14 protein-coding genes are annotated in these 17,276 nt (G+C 60.9%); 5 read left to right on the forward strand and 9 right to left on the reverse strand.

From position 1 onward, the window contains the following. Positions 1 to 501: 501 nt before the first annotated feature. Positions 502 to 1,602 carry a glycine-betaine demethylase subunit GbcB gene (gene gbcB / locus GIW48_RS11055; protein WP_236460538.1) on the reverse strand — a complete coding sequence of 367 codons (1,101 nt, stop codon included), beginning with the start codon at positions 1,600 to 1,602 and terminating at the stop codon, positions 502 to 504. Positions 1,603 to 1,885: 283 nt separating this feature from the next. Here gbcB and gbcA point away from each other — a divergent pair, with 283 nt between their 5' ends. Next, positions 1,886 to 3,181, forward strand: a complete 1,296-nt coding sequence (gene gbcA / locus GIW48_RS11060) for a glycine-betaine demethylase subunit GbcA (RefSeq protein WP_017139360.1) — start codon at positions 1,886 to 1,888, stop codon at positions 3,179 to 3,181. An 830-nt stretch (positions 3,182 to 4,011) separates the two neighbouring features. On the opposite strand, the gene etfB is transcribed toward gbcA, so the two are convergent. From etfB to GIW48_RS11090, 6 genes are all read right to left on the reverse strand, one after another. Further along, entirely contained in the window at positions 4,012 to 4,782 is a 771-nt protein-coding gene (gene etfB / locus GIW48_RS11065; RefSeq protein WP_017139361.1) for an electron transfer flavoprotein subunit beta, read from the reverse strand. Positions 4,783 to 4,792: 10 nt separating this feature from the next. Continuing rightward, complete coding sequence (gene etfA / locus GIW48_RS11070) at positions 4,793 to 6,013, reverse strand: electron transfer flavoprotein subunit alpha (protein WP_236460537.1); 1,221 nt, start codon at positions 6,011 to 6,013, stop codon at positions 4,793 to 4,795. Continuing rightward, positions 6,013 to 7,956 carry a dimethylglycine demethylation protein DgcB gene (gene dgcB, locus GIW48_RS11075; RefSeq protein WP_236460536.1) on the reverse strand — a complete coding sequence of 648 codons (1,944 nt, stop codon included), beginning with the start codon at positions 7,954 to 7,956 and terminating at the stop codon, positions 6,013 to 6,015. Before dgcB ends, etfA begins: the two co-directional genes overlap by 1 nt. A 167-nt stretch (positions 7,957 to 8,123) precedes the next feature. After that, entirely contained in the window at positions 8,124 to 10,184 is a 2,061-nt protein-coding gene (dgcA, locus tag GIW48_RS11080) for a dimethylglycine demethylation protein DgcA (protein ID WP_099550382.1), read from the reverse strand. A 16-nt stretch (positions 10,185 to 10,200) separates the two neighbouring features. Then, a complete protein-coding gene (locus GIW48_RS11085) occupies positions 10,201 to 10,731 on the reverse strand; it encodes a DUF5943 domain-containing protein (RefSeq protein ID WP_008033249.1) in 531 nt (176 codons plus the stop codon). 69 nt (positions 10,732 to 10,800) lie between these two features. After that, positions 10,801 to 11,778 (reverse strand): dipeptidase, encoded by a 978-nt coding sequence (locus tag GIW48_RS11090; protein WP_014720245.1) that lies wholly within the window; start codon positions 11,776 to 11,778, stop codon positions 10,801 to 10,803. Between the two features lie 219 nt (positions 11,779 to 11,997). Here GIW48_RS11090 and GIW48_RS11095 point away from each other — a divergent pair, with 219 nt between their 5' ends. Continuing rightward, the gene (locus GIW48_RS11095; protein WP_017139363.1) at positions 11,998 to 12,399 is read left to right on the forward strand and encodes a lysozyme inhibitor LprI family protein; all 402 of its coding nucleotides are present in this window, start codon (positions 11,998 to 12,000) and stop codon (positions 12,397 to 12,399) included. 40 nt (positions 12,400 to 12,439) lie between these two features. Next, complete coding sequence (locus tag GIW48_RS11100) at positions 12,440 to 12,856, forward strand: DUF3010 family protein (protein WP_017139364.1); 417 nt, start codon at positions 12,440 to 12,442, stop codon at positions 12,854 to 12,856. 112 nt (positions 12,857 to 12,968) lie between these two features. Here the strand turns inward: GIW48_RS11100 and GIW48_RS11105 are convergent, their stop codons facing one another. Together GIW48_RS11105 and GIW48_RS11110 are read right to left on the reverse strand one after the other, a co-directional pair. Continuing rightward, entirely contained in the window at positions 12,969 to 14,159 is a 1,191-nt protein-coding gene (locus tag GIW48_RS11105; protein ID WP_017139365.1) for an AAA family ATPase, read from the reverse strand. Between the two features lie 68 nt (positions 14,160 to 14,227). Beyond that, positions 14,228 to 15,172 (reverse strand): GlxA family transcriptional regulator, encoded by a 945-nt coding sequence (locus tag GIW48_RS11110; RefSeq protein ID WP_099550379.1) that lies wholly within the window; start codon positions 15,170 to 15,172, stop codon positions 14,228 to 14,230. 194 nt (positions 15,173 to 15,366) lie between these two features. Here GIW48_RS11110 and GIW48_RS11115 point away from each other — a divergent pair, with 194 nt between their 5' ends. Beyond that, positions 15,367 to 16,311 carry a choline ABC transporter substrate-binding protein gene (locus tag GIW48_RS11115; protein WP_017139367.1) on the forward strand — a complete coding sequence of 315 codons (945 nt, stop codon included), beginning with the start codon at positions 15,367 to 15,369 and terminating at the stop codon, positions 16,309 to 16,311. 77 nt (positions 16,312 to 16,388) lie between these two features. After that, entirely contained in the window at positions 16,389 to 17,276 is an 888-nt protein-coding gene (locus tag GIW48_RS11120; RefSeq protein ID WP_236447459.1) for a 3-keto-5-aminohexanoate cleavage protein, read from the forward strand.

Below are 17,276 nucleotides of genomic sequence, written 5' to 3' on the forward strand. Positions count from 1 at the left end.
CACGCTCTGCGTGGGAATGCCTCCTGGGGCGCTCCGCGTCCCGCTCTATGCGCATGGCTTGAATACTGGGCACTTTGTGACGCGGAGCTTCACGGGCTGCATTCCCACGCGGAGCGTGGGAACGATCGGGGACACTCAAACAGCTCGTTCCCACGCTCTGCGTGGGAATGCCTCCTGGGGCGCTCCGCGTCCCGCTCTATGCGCATGGCTTGAATACTGGGCACTTTGTGACGCGGAGCTTCACGGGCTGCATTCCCACGCGGAGCGTGGGAACGATCCGGGACACTCAAACAGCTCGTTCCCACGCTCTGCGTGGGAATGCCTCCTGGGGCGCTCCGCGTCCCGCCCTATGTGCATGGCTTGAATACTGGGCACTTTGTGACGCGGAGCGTCACGGGCTGCATTCCCACGCGGAGCGTGGGAATGATCGGGGACACTCAACCAGCTCGTTCCCACGTTCTGCGTGGGAATGCCTCCAGGGACGCTCCGCGTCCCGCCCTATTAGAACTCGATGCGCACGTCGCCCTTCGGCACGCTGCAGCACGACAGGATGTAGCCTTCGGCTTCGTCTTCCTCGGTGATCCCGCCGTTGTGGTCCATCTCGACCTCCCCGCCCAGTTTCATCACCTTGCATGTTCCACAAATGCCCATGCCGCACGCTTTAGGGATCAGCAGGCCAAGCTTGGCCGCGGCTGCGTGCACGGTTTCGCCCGGTGCCACGCGGATGCTTTTGCCGGAGGCGATGAATTCCACTTGATGCAGGTCTGCCAGGTCGATCTCTGGCGCGTCCGCTGCTTGCTCGGCTTGCTCCACCGCATCGGCGCGGGCTTCCGGCGGCGTGGCGCCGAAGGACTCCTCGTGATAGCGCGTCATGTCGAAGCTGGCGGCCTCCAGCAGGCGTTTAACTGCGCTCATGTACGGCGTAGGGCCGCAGCAGAACACTTCGCGCTCAAGGAAGTCCGGCACCATCAATTCCAGCATCTTGTGGTTCAAGTAACCGCGATAACCCGCCCAAGGCTCGCCCAATCCGTGTTTTTCGCAGATCAGGTGCAGGCTGAAGTTGTCGATCCGCGACGCCATGTGCTCCAGCTCGCGGTGGTAAATGATGTCTTTGGGCGAGCGGGCGCTGTGGATAAATGTCATGTCGACATTCGCGTTGGTGTCGTAGAACCAGCGCGCCATGGACATCACCGGCGTGATGCCGACGCCGCCACTGAGGTACAGCACTTTGGGGCTTGGGAAGTCGATGGCATTAAACAGCCCGACCGGCCCGTGCACCGCCAGCTCTTGCCCTTCATGCAGGGTGTCGTGCAGCCAGTTGGAAACCCGCCCACCCGGCACGCGCTTGATGGTCACCGAGAAGCTGTACGGCACCGACGGCGAACTGGAAATGGTGTACGAGCGCATGATCGGCTGGCCTTCGATCTCAAGCTCCAGGGTCACAAACTGCCCCGGCTTGAAAAAGAACAGGATCGGCTGGTCGGCCATGAAGCAAAAGGTGCGCACGTCCCAGGTTTCCTGGATGACTTTGACGCAACGGACGATGTGCCGACCATTGGCCCAGGTCTGGGTGGTTACCGGGTTCAGGAAATTGTTGGACATGCTTGCTCTCCACTGCCGATGCTCGGCTTTATGGTGGCGATTCTGCGTAACGCCGGAACCGCCCATTTACCTATCTGCGACATTCACATACTTATCGCGACCAGCCCCCATACCACGGGGCTTGCGCGTCGGGATCAGAGTGGGCCATGTCGTTAATGGACAAGGTTCGGCGCATCGGCGGCCCCACACTCGCTGCCAACAACTACGCTTTCTTTACGCCTTGCTGCAAAACCTGATCAGCCACTTTCGCCGGCCACACAGAATGGCCATGAGGACACACACGATGGACGTCACCGCAACCTTAAGCTTGGGCGATCCGCTGGAACCCGCACGCAAGGCCACCGCGCAAATGCTGCAAGAGCGCGAGCGCACTTTTTCGCTGCCGCAGCCGTTCTACTCTGATGAGCGGTTGTTTGATATCGACATGCAGGAGATCTTCCAGAAAGAGTGGTTGATCGCCGGCATGACCTGCGAGATCCCCACCAAGGGCAACTACATCACCCTGCAAATCGGCAAGAACCCGATCATAGTGATCCGTGGTGCCGACGGCGTGGTGCATGCCTTCCATAACGTGTGCCGCCACCGGGGCTCGCGCCTGTGCACCAGCGACAAGGGCAAGGTCGCCAAGCTCGTTTGCCACTACCACCAGTGGACCTACGAACTGGACGGCCGCCTGTTGTTCGCCGGCACCGAGATGGGCGCCGACTTCGACATGAAGCAGTACGGCCTGAAGCCTGTGAACGTGAAAACGGCTGGCGGCTACATCTTCATCAGCCTGGCCGAAAACCCGCCGGCCATCGATGACTTCCTGTCGACGCTGAACCACTACATGGAACCCTACGACATGGAGAACACCAAGGTGGCGATTCAAACCACCTTGTTCGAAAAGGCCAACTGGAAGCTGGTGCTGGAAAACAACCGCGAGTGCTACCACTGCAACGCGTCGCACCCGGAACTGCTGAAAACCCTGCTGGAATGGGACGACGTCACCGACCCGCGTGCCGACCAGGCCTTCAAGGACCACGTTGCCGCCTCCGCCGCTGCGTGGGACGCCGAAAAGATCCCTTACGCCCACGCCAGCTTCGGCCTGCGCAACCGCATCGTACGCATGCCGTTGCTCAAAGGCACCGTGTCGATGACCCTGGACGGCAAGCAAGGCTGCGCCAAGCTCATGGGCCGCATCAAGAACCCGGACCTGGGCTCGATGCGCATCCTGCACCTGCCGCATTCGTGGAACCACTGCATGGGCGACCACATCATTGTGTTCACCGTGTGGCCGATCAGCGCCCAGGAAACCATGGTCACCACCAAGTGGATCGTGCACAAGGACGCCGTCGAAGGTGTGGACTACGACGTGGAGCGTATGCGCCAGGTCTGGGACGCCACCAATGACCAGGACCGCCGCCTCGCCGAAGAAAACCAGCGCGGGATCAATTCCACCGCGTACCAGCCAGGGCCGTACTCCAAGACCTATGAGTTTGGTGTGGTGAACTTTGTCGATTGGTACAGCGAGCGTTTGTTGAACAACCTGGGCGCGGCGCCAGCGCCTTACCTTAAGGGTGTAGCGGCGCACGAATAGCTGACACACCAAAGATCAAACTGTGGGAGCTGGCTTGCCTGCTCCCACATGTATATTGGTCACTGTTCAAATAATGATCACCCCCCTTACAGCCCTTTGCCGATCTACCCTCCAGCCTTCGCCCAACAACTTATCCACAAAGCCACCCACAGCAATTGTGGGCAAGTGTGCCCGGCCCTCTAAATTAACTGAAGAAAATCCGTGACTTATTCAAGTCGTGCGGTTTTAGCCACACCTGATCACTTATTGATCAACCCCTTGAAAGCCTCTTAATACGTGGCCTGCAGCAGTACGCGAACACCTTATCCACAGAAGCACCAACAGACTTTGGGGGCAACTTCGCCGGCGTTGTGGAAAACCGCGTCAAACCTTCACAAATCGGGGCATCCAGGGGTTTCAGCGAGCCAATAAGCCAAATTGATCATATTTTGACCACACCACTGAAAGCCTTTATTTATAAGGCTTACAGCCAGTGGCGAACATCTTATCCACAGAAGCGCCAACAGACTTTGGGGGCAAGTTTGTGCAGGGTTTCAAACTTATCCAGGAAAAAACCCAAGCAAAACCGTCAGTTAGCCTGGTTGTTTTTCGTACAGAGGGCTGCAGGGCTTGATTAGCCGGGGGTGTGGACAACCGCGAACAGGTTATCCACAGGCGGATCAACAGGGATTGTGGGTAATCCGGACGATGCACTGCAAAAACAGTGTGAGGGCGAGTTTTTCTGTGGGAGCTGGCTTGCCTGCGATACAGGCACCTCGGTCCATCAGTCAGACCGAGGTGATGCTATCGCAGGCAAGCCAGCTCCCACACAAGCCAGCTCCCACAGGTAATCAGCGCACCACGCCTTCTTCAATGAGTAGCTTCAGAATCGCTTCCGCGCCCGCCTCGGGGCTAAGACCTTTGAGCACTTGCCCACCGCCGCCGCTGGCCTTGGCGGTCGCCGCCTTCATCCGGTCCGCGCCGCTCTTGGCCTTAATCACCTTGAGGCGCTTGGGCCGGGGCTTGGCCGGTTGCAACACTGCGTCTGCGAGTAACTCGTCCGTCTCGATTTCGACCTCATGGGCCGCCAGTTCACCGCGTTGCGCCGGGCCATAGGCGCTTTGCCGTGGTTTGGGCGCGGCGTTATCCACAGTCGCCAGAAACGGCAGGCGCACCTTCAGGCGCCGCCGCTGCCCGCGCGGCAAGGCTTGCAGCACATGGGCAATGCCGCCATCGATAGATTCCACTTGCGCCAGCCCGACTATCAACGGCCAACCCAATTGCTCGGCCAAAAGAAACGGCAACATGCCTGAGCCTTCGCCGGTTTCCGCCTGGCTGCCGGTGAGCACTACGTGGGCGCCAGTCTCGCGCAGATAATCACTGAGCACCGGCAAGGCGTCGCTGCCCGCCGGTTGTTCCAGCACATGCAATTGCGGCAGGCCCATGCCCAGGTAGCTGCGCAACGTCGGCTCGTTAACGTCACCGGCATGCAACACTTGCAACTTATCCCCAGCCAGCTGCAGGCCCAGCTCGACGGCGCGCGCATCCTGCTCCGCACGGCGTGGGCGGCCGGAGGTCGGGTGGGCGCCGATTGACACCAGGCTGATTACATTCGTGGTCATGGTCATGTCCCTAGGCTGCGTCGCGCTTGGCGCCGTTGCGGTACACCTGCACCGCCTCGATCAAGGCTTGCAGAATCGCGGCGCTTTCGCCGATCACCGACAAGTCGGCACGCTTGATCATGTCGCAGCCAGGGTCGAGGTTGATCGCCACCACCTTGTCGCAGGCACCGATGCCTTGCAGGTGCTGGATCGCCCCGGAAATACCCACAGCCACATACACCCGTGCCGTCACCCAAGTACCGCTGGCACCGACCTGACGATCACGCGCCATAAAGCCATCATCCACTGCCACCCGTGACGCACCTTCGGTGGCGCCCAAGGCGGCGGCGGTCTGGTGGAACAGTGCCCAATCTTTTACGCCATTGCCGCCAGAGAAAATAAACTCCGCCTCGGCCATCGGAATCGCCCCTGGGTCCACCGCCACTGCGCCGAGATCCTCGATGCGCGGCAGGCTGCGCGCCAAGGCTGTGGATAACTCCACGGGCAAGACTTCGTGACGGGTTTCGCTGACCGGCTCGGCGCATTCCACCGCTGCCAGAATCAGGCGCGGCAGTGGCCGGGCCAAATCCTCCTGGCCCGCACCGGCGCGACCGATGCACTCCTCGCCCTTGATCTGCCAGACGCGTGTGGCCGGGCGCTCCTTGAGGCTCGCGGCAAAACGCCGGCCCAATTCACCGCCGCCACTGCGGCTGTCGGGCAGCAACCAATGGCGCGGGTTGAACTGGTTATCCACAGCCCGCAGGCCCTGGACGCGTTGCTCCGGTGAATAACCCTCGAATTCGTGGCCTTCCAGCACCAGCAGGCGATCGACGCCCGCCGTGGCAAAAGCACTTTCTTTGTGCTCGCCAAACACCACCGCCAGCACTGCACCGTCACTGCCGGCCAGTTGCCGGGCAAGGCCGAGCACGTCGCGGTCGTGGCTGCTCAGGCGACCACCAACCATGTCCGGCACCACGTTGATGTAGAACGCCGGCGCTGGCACCTGGTGCAACGGCAACTGCACTTGCACCGCCGCCGTGCGCTTGGCCGCGCCGCCCTGCTGGGCGCCGCTGCGGTCGATACGCTTGATGCCGTTGGGGCCGATAAAACCCACGCCATGTACATTTTTGCGGATGACGCCGTTCGGCCCCATCCAACTGTGTTGCAGCGGCTGCATGGCGGCGTGCAACGGGTGCAGGCGGTTGCGGGCGATCCATTCGGCCCGTGGGTCGCGGCGGATAATGTCGCTCATCAGTGCACCTCCGCAGGTTGACGCTTGATAGGTGCCTTGCCAGGTGCGGCGTCTTCAAGCAACGCGTCGGCGACCAGTTCAGCGATGTCCTTGATCAGGGGTCGTGGCTCGACCACGCCCTCAAGCATCGCCGTGCATTGTGGACAACCCACGGCCACCAGCTCGGCGCCGGTTTCACGGATGTCTTCCATGCGCATATCCGGGATCCGCTGCTTGCCGGGAATATCGGTGATCGGCGCGCCGCCACCGCCGCCGCAGCAGCGCGAACGGAAGCCCGAGCGTTGCATCTCCTTGACCTCAATGCCCAACGCCCGCAGGACTTGGCGCGGCGCCTCGTATTCGCCGTTGTAACGGCCCAGGTAACAAGGGTCGTGGTAGGTCACGCTGTTGCCCTTGTGCTGGCCCAGGTTCAGCGCGCCTTCACCGATCAGCTCGGCCATGAAGGTGCTGTGGTGCTGCACGACATAATTACCGTTGAAGGCGCCGTATTCGTTTTTCAGCACGTGAAAGCTGTGCGGGTCGCAGGTGACGATACGCTTGAAGCTGTACTTGGCCAGGGTCTGGATGTTGCGTGTGGCGAGCAATTGGAACGTGGCCTCATCACCCAGGCGGCGAGCGACGTCACCGCTGTCGCGCTCCTCCAGGCCCAGTACTGCAAAATCGACCTTGGCCGCTTTCAGCACTTTGACGAAGGCGCGCAAGGTGCGTTGGTTGCGCATGTCGAAAGCGCCGTCGCCGACCCAGAACAGCACGTCGCTGCTGCCTTTTTCGCTGAGCAACGGCAAGTTCAGGTCCGCTGCCCAATTGAGGCGACCGCCCGGTGCGAAGCCGCCGGGGTTGTCGGTGGCGATCAGGTTTTCCAGGACTTCGGCGCCCTTGTTCGGCGTGGCGCCTTTTTCCAGGGTGAGGTGGCGGCGCATGTCGACGATGGCGTCGACGTGCTCGATCATCATCGGGCACTCTTCCACGCAGGCGCGGCAGGTGGTGCACGACCACAGGGTTTCGGCATCAACCAGGCCGTTGACGATCGGCTGGTGCGGGTTGCCGCCGTGCTCGCCAATCGGTTTACCTGGATAAGGGCTGCCGGCGAACTTGGCATCGGTGCCACCGGCCAGGCCGACCACCATGTCCTGAATAAGTTTTTTCGGGTTCAGCGGCTGGCCGGCGGCGAACGCCGGGCACGCCGCTTCGCACTTGCCGCACTGCACGCAGGCGTCGAAGCCGAGCAGTTGGTTCCAGATGAAATCCTTGGGTTTTTCCACGCCCAATGGCGCGGTTTTATCGCTAAGGTCGAGCGGCTTCAAACCTGTAGAGCGGCCGCCACCAAAACGCTCGGCGCGGCGGTGCCAGGCCAAGTGCAGGGCACCGGCGAAGGCGTGCTTCATCGGCCCGCCCCAGGTCATGCCGAAGAACATTTCGCTTACGCCCCACAGCACGCCCAGGCTCAAGAGCGCGGCGAGCAGCCAGCCGCCGAAGTCGGCGGGCAGAATCCCGGCCACCGGCAAGGTCACCAGGAAGAAGCTGACCGAGAACGCCATCAGGCTTTTCGGCAGGCGCATCCACGGGCCTTTCGACAGGCGTGATGGCGGGTTGCGCCGACGTAAATAGACGAAGGTGGCGCCGACAAACATCAGCACCGAGGCCAGCAGCAAGGCATAGCCGAGGATACGGTTATGCAGGCCAAAACCGTGCACCAAAATGGCCAGCAACGCCGACAGCACAAAGCCCAGGGCTGTGGCGACGTGGGTGTTGGCGATGTATTTGTCGCGGGCGACCACGTGGTGCAGGTCGACCATGTAGCGCTTGGGCATGGCCAGCAGGCCGCCCAGCAAGTCAACCTTGGAAGCACGCCCACGGCGCCACATGTTCACCCGGCGCAGGGCGCCTAGGGCGGCGAGGCCGATGGCTGCAAACAAGAGAATAGGAAGCAAGGTGTTCAACATGGTGAAGCTCCCAAAGACCACACAGGTCTTGCATGGGAACCGGATAAAGGTGGGAGCTGGCTTGCCTGCGATGGCATCGCCTCGGTGTCACTCAAGACCGAGTCGCCTGCATCGCGGGCAAGCCCGGCTCCCACATTGACCGGTTCCCACAGTGGTTCGGTGGTTGCCTAGAAATCCTTGCACAAGCGCAGGGCGTCATAGATAGCGGCGTGGGTATTACGCTGCGCCACACAGTCACCAATGCGGAACAGCAAGTAGCCGTCACCCGCTTCGCTCAAGCACGGCTGCGGCTTGATCGCGAACAAGGCTTCGACGTCAATCTGGCCCTTGTTGCGCGAACCTTCCTTGAGCCCGTAGTAGATAGCTTCGTCCGGGCGCACGCCGTTCTCGACCACCACCTGGTCAACCACGCGTTCTTCCTTGGCGCCGGTGTATTCGTTCTCCAGCACCGCCACCAGCTTGTCGCCCTCGCGGTAAACCTTTTCCAGCATCATGTCGCCGGTCATGATCACTTCTTTGGGGTACATGCTGCGGTAGTAAGTCGGGAACGACGTACCGCCAATCGCCACGCCAGGCTTGATGTCGTCGGTGACGATTTCCACCTGGCTGCCTTTGTCGGCCAGGAAGTCCGCCACCGACATGCCGGTGAACTCGCAGATGGTGTCGTACACCAGCACGTTCTTGCCCGGCGCGACTTTGCCGTCGAGCACGTCCCAACTGCTGACTACCAGGCCTTCAGCGGCGCCCCAATGTTCGTTCTGCTCGATAAACGGATGCCCGCCGACGGCCAGCACCACGATGTCAGGCCGCAGGTCCAGGATGGTCTCGGCATCCGCCGCCACGCCCAGGCGCAGGTCGACTTTCAAGCGGGCCAACTCCAGCTGGAACCAGCGGGTGATACCGGCAATCTGGTCACGCTGCGGGGCTTTGGAGGCGGTGGTGATTTGCCCGCCGATAAACTCTTTCTTCTCCAACAGGGTTACGTCGTGGCCACGTTCGGCCGCGACCCGCGCCGCTTCCATGCCGGCCGGGCCGGCACCGACCACCACGACTTTGCGTTTGGCCCCGGTGGATTTCTCGATGATGTGCGGCACGCCCATGTATTCACGGGAGGTCGCGGCGTTCTGGATGCACAACACATCCAGGCCCTGGTATTGGCGGTCGATGCAGTAGTTGGCGCCGACGCATTGTTTGATCTGGTCGATCTGGCCCATCTTGATCTTGGCGATCAGGTGCGGGTCGGCGATGTGCGCACGGGTCATGCCGACCATGTCCACATAGCCGCCTTCCAGAATGCGCGTGGCCTGGTTCGGGTCCTTGATGTTCTGCGCGTGCAGCACCGGAACCTTGACCACTTCCTTGATACCGGCCGCCAGGTGCAGGAACGGCTCCGGCGGGTAGCTCATGTTGGGGATCACGTTGGCCAGGGTGTTGTGGGTGTCACAACCCGAGCCCACCACGCCGATAAAATCGAGCATGCCGGTGTCGTCGTAATACTTGGCGATCTGCTTCATGTCCTCGTGGGACAAGCCGTCCGGGTGGAACTCGTCGCCACACAGGCGCATGCCCACGCAGAAGTCATCACCGACCTCGGCGCGCACGGCCTTGAGCACTTCCAGGCCGAACTTCATGCGGCCCTCGAAGGTGCCGCCCCATTCGTCGGTACGCTTGTTGACCCGCGGGCTCCAGAACTGGTCGATCATGTGCTGGTGCACCGCGGACAGTTCCACACCGTCCAGGCCACCGGCCTTGGCGCGCTTGGCGGCGCTGGCGTAGTTGCCGATCACGCGCCAGATTTCTTCCGGCTCGATGGTCTTGCAGGTAGCACGGTGCACCGGCTCGCGCACGCCGGACGGCGACATCAGGGTTGGCCAGTTAAAGCCGTCCCAGCGCGAGCGACGGCCCATGTGGGTAATCTGGATCATGATCTTGGCGCCATGCTTGTGCATGGCGTCGGCCAGGTTCTGGAAGTGCGGGATGATGCGGTCGGTGGACAGGTTCACCGAACTCCACCATTCCTGCGGGCTGTCGATGGCCACCACCGAGGAGCCGCCACAGATCGCCAGGCCGATACCGCCCTTGGCTTTCTCTTCGTAGTACTTCACATAGCGGTCGGTGGTCATGCCGCCGTCGGTGGCATACACCTCGGCGTGGGCGGTACTGAGCACGCGGTTGCGGATGGTCAGTTTGCCGATCTGGATCGGCGCAAACATTGCTTCGAAAGCCATGGCACGGTTCCTCGACTTACAACGGCTTGACGGTGAACAGGCCGTCGTCATGGCCCTCTTCGGAGCCTCCGTAAACTTGCTCGGCTACGGTGCGAATCTTGCTGCCGCGCGCCTGCAGAATCTGGTCCATGGCACCGGCAAACCAACCGGTGAACATGTAGTCCACTTTGCGCCCGACCTTGCCGTACACGTAGACAAACGCCGAGTGTTCCAACTTGACGCTGGCGGTGCCTTTGTCGAGGTCGATGTCCTGGATCTTGAACAGGCCCCAGCCGCGTTGCGACAGGCGCTTCATGTAATGCTCGAACACTGCAACGCCTTCCAGGCCGTGGCATTCAGCTTCTTTTTCGCACCAGTGCCAGGCAGATTTGTAGCCGGCCTTGTAGAGGATTTCGGCGTAGGCGTCGGCGCCCAGCACTTCTTCAATGCCCATGTGGTTGTTGACGAAGAAATGCCGTGGCACATACAGCATTGGCAGGGCGTCGGAGGTCCAGACACCGGTTTCGCTGTCGACTTCGATAGGCAATTGCGGGGCGATTTTGGCCATGGAAACTTAACTCCAGAAAATTCTTAGGTGTGCCCCCGATGCGAACGGCCGGGGGAGAAATGCGGTGGCTTATTCGCCCCAGACGTCTTTCAAGACATTGACCCAGTTCTCGCCCATGATCTTGCGCACCACGCGCTCGCTGTGGCCGCGTTTGAGCAGGGTCTCGGTGAGGTTGGGGAACTCGCCCACGGTGCGGATGCCCAGCGGGTTGATGATCTTGCCGAAGCTGGTCAGACGGCGGGCGTAGCCTTTGTCATGGGTCAGCATTTCAAAGAAATCCTGGCCATGGCCCTGGGTGAAGTCGGTGCCAATGCCAATGGCGTCTTCACCGACGATGTTCATGGTGTATTCGATGGCTTCGGCGTAGTCGTCGATGGTCGAATCGATGCCCTTGGCCAGGAACGGCGCGAACATGGTCACGCCGACAAAACCGCCATGGTCGGCGATGAACTTGAGCTCTTCATCGGACTTGTTGCGCGGGTGCTCTTTAAGGCCCGACGGCAGGCAGTGGGAGTAGCACACCGGCTTTTTCGATTCGAGGATGACTTCTTCGCTGGTTTTGGAACCGACGTGGGACAGGTCGCACATGATGCCGACACGGTTCATCTCACCGACGATCTCACGACCAAAGCCCGACAGCCCGCCGTCACGCTCGTAGCAACCGGTGCCGACCAGGTTCTGGGTGTTGTAGCACATCTGCACCACACCCACGCCGAGCTGCTTGAAGATCTCGACGTAGCCGAGTTGGTCCTCAAACGCATGGGCGTTCTGGAAGCCGAAGATGATGCCGGTCTTGCCCTGCTCTTTTGCACGGCGAATGTCGGCGGTAGTTTTCACCGGGATCACCAGGTCGCTGTTTTCACGGATCAGGGTCTGGCTGGCAACGATGTTGTTGATCGTGGCCTGGAAGCCTTCCCACACCGACACCGTGCAATTAGCGGCGGTGAGGCCACCTTTGCGCATGTCTTCGAACAGGTCGCGGTTCCACTTGGCAATAATCAGACCGTCGATAACGATGCTGTCGGCGTGCAACTCGGCTGGGCTCATCAGGCGTCCCCTTATTGGCGATTCATGCGCCGAATCGTCTGCCGGCGCTTTGGGGCCAGCATATGCTCAGGGGCCGACGGAGCCGGGTGCAAAAACGACAGGGGAATTGCCGAAAGCGTCAATCAGCGACAAAGGCCTACATGACATAGCTGACAGGTGGCTGTTCTTTGTCCCACGCTTGAGCCAGAATTTGCTCATCACCTGATATGAGACGGCGCAATGAAATCGATTTTCCTGGCTTTGGCACTCATCGCAACCGGCGTACACGCCGCTGAAGACACCGACAGCACGCCCTGCGATGGCATCGAAAACGACAAACAAACCCTGGAATGCGCCACCTATAACAAAACCACCGCCGAGCAATTGCTCAAGGATAACTACCAGGGCTTGCTGGAACGCATGGGTTCGACCTATGGCAGCAACAAATCGCAACTGGCCGACATTACCGCTCGTCTGAAGGATGCCCAGCAGAAATGGGAAAAGCTGCGCGATGCCGATTGCGCGGTGGACACCTTCCCGGCGGTGAATGGCAGCAAGGACTACGCGATTCAACAGAATGACTGCCTGGCGCGAATGAGTGATGAGCGGTCGGAGTTTTTGGAGTCGATCGGGCAGGAATAAGCGACAATCCCGTCACTTTTTCTCTGAAACCAGGCTATCCATGACTATCTGCGGCATCGAAATCAAAGGCAGCGAAGCCATCATCGCCGTCGCCTCCCTGGACAACCAGGCGCTGACCCACGTGGCGCTGGCCATCAAGAAAATCGCCCTCGATGACGACGATGAGGCAGCCAACGTCAAAGCCTTCGCCGCCCAGGTGAAGGCCTTTGTGCAAGAAAACGCCATCACCCGCATCGCGATCAAGAAGCGCAGCAAGAAAGGCGAATTCGCCGGTGGCCCGACCACGTTCAAGATTGAAGGGGTGTTTCAGTTGCTCGACGGTGTTGAGGTGGCATTGCTGTCGCCGCAGACCATCAATGCGCAGAACAAAAAGCACGATTTTGCCCTGCCGGCCTCGCTGAACAAGTATCAGCATGAGGCCTTCAAGGCGGCGTGTTCGGCGCTGGTAAAAAAGTAAGCCACACCACCAATCCCTGTGGGAGCTGGCTTGCCTGCGATGGCGGTTTGTCAGATAACGCTGTACTGCCTGATCTACCGCTATCGCAGGCAAGCCAGCTCCCACATTTGATTTATGGTGTCTTTGAATTCGCTGTACGGCTTCTGTGCAGCAGCCAATCGCCAAAGGATTTGTCTTCCAGGGCATACCCGCCGCGACTCGACTTCCACACTAGCTCTTTGTCACGCAAGGCATCGATACAGGCCTGAATGGTCTGGGTGCCCGGCACCACGTCGCTGCCCATGTCCTCCAGTGCCTTGCTGACCGCCGTGAGTGTACTGTCGGTAAACGGCGCAAAAGGCTCGTTGTTCTGCGAACGCACCACCATCACCTCCAACACAGCACGCTGGGGAATGGTGAGGTTGTTCCACGCGCTTTCAAATTCGGTCCACACGCCGGCACGCAACAGTTCGGCGCGGCTGTGCAGCAGTTGGCCCAGGTTGCTCGCCTCGCCCAACTCCAGCGCCACTTCGCCGATGATGGTACGCAGCATCTCCGGGCGCCGGCCGACCAGTTCAAAGGCTTCGTCGATGTCCGCCGCGTTGAACTGATTGGTTTTGGCCAAATGCGCGTTGAGGTGCAGGGTGTAGGCCTGGGTAAACTCTTTGCCGAGCAAAGGGAACGGGGTAATGCTGGAGCCGAAGAATGGCTGGCTTTTACCGAGGACCAAATGCGCAAGCTTGTCGCGATTGGAGCCGGTGAACACCAGGCGCAAGCCACTGCCCTCCTCGTCACGGCCCTGGTTGAGCTGATCCCGGGCAGCTTTCAACGCGAACATCGCGTTGATACCAGGCTCGGTGGTCAGTGCGTGCTGCGCTTCATCAATCACCAGCACGACGGGCTTTTCGGCTGCGCTGTGGAGCAACTCCAAGGCTTGGGTCAGCGTCGCGCCAACCGGCAATTGAGGCTTGCTGAAGTCCCAGGACAAGGTACGCAGGAAGCTTAGTTTCTCGATTCCAATGTTCTTGGCCAGCTTGCGAATGCCCTTTTCATAGGGCACCAGCGCCGCAGCAATCGCGCTGGCAATCAACTCCGCGGGGTCTTTTTCTTTGTCAGCCCAGAGATCGACATACACCGTCAGCCAACCCCGCAACTGGCACTCCGGGATCAAGTCTTCGCGCAAAAAGGTGCTTTTGCCGGTGCGTCGAGGGGCTGCGAGGAACAGGCCTGAAGTGAAATCCTGAATCCCGGCGCCCACCAAGCCATCAGCAATGCTGCGAGCCAGCGTCGGGCGGCGAAACACAAAGCCGCTGTGCTTGGACATGGTTTTATACTCAATTATTTGAAGCACTATAAATTATAGTCGTGAGTATAATTGACTATAATTGCCGATCAAACCACCTCCCGTCGCCGATCCTCTCTCGGGCACTTGGCAAACCGCGCCCTGTAGCTGCGGGTGAAGTACGACGGCGACTCAAACCCGCACGCAATGCTCACTTCCAGCACGCTCATGTCGCTCTGGCGCAACAACTGCCGGGCTTTTTCCAGGCGCAGGCCGAGGTAGAAGTTACTTGGCGTGTCGTTCAGGTGCAGGCGGAATAGCCGTTCCAGCTGACGCCGGGTGACTTTAATTGCATCGGCCAACGCCAAGGTGCTCAGCGGCGGCTCGGTGTGTTGCTCCATTTCACCGATCACCTGCACCAACTTCTTGTTGTTGATGCCATAGCGCGTGGCGATCTGCATGCGCTGGTGGTCCTTGCGCGGGCGGATGCGCCCGAGTACGAATTGCTCGGACACCTGGATGGCCAGGTCCGGGCCGTGGGCCTGGGCGATCAGGTCGAGCATCAGGTCGATGGAGGCGGTGCCACCGGCGCAGGTGATGCGCCGGCGGTCAATCTCGAACAGTTCCTGGGTCACGGTGAGCTGTGGATAAGATTCCTTGAACGCGTCGATGGCTTCCCAGTGCAAGGTCAAGCGGTGGCCGTCGAGCAAGCCTGCTTCGGCGAGCACGCAGGCGCCGGTGTCGATGGCGCCGAGGGTGACGCCGTCGAGGTCGAGGCGGCGCAGCCAGTGTTCAAGTGCGGGCGTGGTGAACTTCAAGGGTTCGAAGCCTGCGACCACCATCAGCGTCGCGCCTTTTTTCAGCGGCTCCAATGCGGCGTCGGCGTTCACCGACATGCCATTGCTCGCCAACACCGCGCCGCCATCGGCACTCAACACGTGCCAACGGTACAACTCGCCGCGAAAGCGGTTGGCCACGCGCAGCGGTTCCAGCGCGGAGATAAAGCCGATGGCCGAGAAACCCGGCATCAGCAGAAAGTAGAAATCCTGGGACATGGTGGCGCTCTCGTAGGACGGGCAGCGTGCTCACTGTGATACGCCAGTTCAACCGGCCATTCAAGAGCACAGGTCGCTGCAGTGCAAGAGCTGGTCGCCGCCGTGCGCTTTGCCTCCCCTCAAGCTGCGTAACTTGATCCCACGGCGCACAAAGACGCCGGCACCCACAATAACGACCTGCCGAGGGATCCACCATGAACCGACTGATCAGCCGCTGCGTGCTTGCACTCAGCGCCAGCGCCATCTTAAGCACCAGCGTATTCGCGGCCGACGCAGAGTCTTGCCGGAACGTGCGCATGGGCGTGGTGAACTGGACCGACGTAATCGCCACCAGCGCCATGACCCAAGTGTTGCTCGACGGCCTCGGCTACAAGACCAAACAAACCAGCGCTTCCCAGCAAATCATCTTCGCCGGTATCCGCGACCAGCGCCTGGATATGTTCCTGGGCTACTGGAACCCGCTGATGACCCAGACCATCACGCCGTTTGTGGACGCCAAGCAAGTCAAAGTCCTCGACAAACCCAGCCTGGAAGATGCGCGCGCCACCCTCGCGGTGCCGACTTATCTGGCGGATAAAGGCCTGAAAACCTTCGCCGATATCGCCAAGTTTGAAAAAGAACTGGGCGGCAAGATCTACGGCATCGAGCCAGGCTCGGGCGCCAATACCCAGATCAAGGCGATGATCGCCAAGAACCAGTTCGGCCTCGGCAAGTTCCAGTTGGTGGAGTCCAGCGAAGCGGGGATGCTCGCCGCCGTCGACCGCGCCGTGCGCCGCAAGGAGGCCGTGGTGTTCTTCGGCTGGGCGCCGCACCCGATGAACGTCAACGTCGCCATGACTTACCTCACCGGCAGCGACGACGCCCTTGGCCCGAACGAAGGCATGGCCACGGTGTGGAGCGTCACTTCGCCGACCTACGCCGAGCAGTGCCCCAACGTGCACAAACTGCTGACCAACCTGACGTTCACCGCCGCCGACGAGAGCCGAATGATGCAGCCGTTGCTGGATCACAAAGATGCCCTCGAGTCGGCCAAGCAGTGGCTCAAGGACCACCCGCAAGACCAGCAGCGCTGGCTCGAAGGCGTGACCACCTTCGACGGCAAACCGGCTGCGGCCAACCTGCAACTGACCAGCAAATAACCTGATTCGCATCACCGTATCGCAGTCGCTGTTGGCTGCGAACGGCATCACTACGCCCGCCTGTAAGGAACCGCCTCATGAACCACGACGTCATCATCACCTGCGCACTCACCGGTGCTGGCGACACGACCAGCCGCAGCCCGCACGTGCCGGTCACTCCCAAACAAATCGCCGCAGCCGCAGTGGAAGCCGCCAAGGCCGGCGCCACCGTGGTGCACTGCCATGTGCGTGACCCGCAAACCGGCAAGTTCAGCCGCGACGTGGCGCTGTATCGCGAAGTGATGGAGCGCATCCGCGAGGCCGACATCGACATCATCGTCAACCTCACCGCCGGTATGGGTGGCGACCTGGAAATCGGCGGCGGCGAGAACCCGTTGGAGTTCGGCCCCAACACCGACCTGGTCGGCCCGCTGACGCGCCTGGCCCATGTTGAGGAGTTGCTGCCGGAGATCTGCACCCTGGACTGCGGCACGCTCAACTTCGGCGATGGCGACACCATTTACGTCTCTACCCCGGCGCAGCTGCGGGCAGGCGCCAAGCGCATTCAAGAGCTGGGCGTGAAGGCCGAGCTGGAAATTTTCGACACCGGCCACCTGTGGTTTGCCAAGCAGATGATCAAGGAAGGTTTGCTCGACAACCCGCTGTTCCAGCTGTGCCTGGGCATCCCATGGGGCGCACCGGCCGACACCACCACCATGAAAGCCATGGTCGACAACCTGCCTGCCGACGCCGTGTGGGCCGGTTTTGGTATCGGCCGCATGCAAATGCCCATGGCGGCGCAAGCGGTGCTGCTGGGCGGCAACGTGCGGGTCGGCCTGGAAGACAACCTGTGGCTGGACAAAGGCGTGCTCGCCACTAATGGCCAACTGGTGGAGCGCGCGAGTGAAATCCTCAGCCGCCTGGGCGCGCGGGTCATGACCCCGGCGGAGGGCCGAATCAAGATGGGCCTGACCAAGCGCGGCTAA

The sequence above is a fragment of the Pseudomonas sp. PA-6-3C genome, assembly GCF_021605825.1.
GTDB lineage: Bacteria > Pseudomonadota > Gammaproteobacteria > Pseudomonadales > Pseudomonadaceae > Aquipseudomonas > Aquipseudomonas edaphica.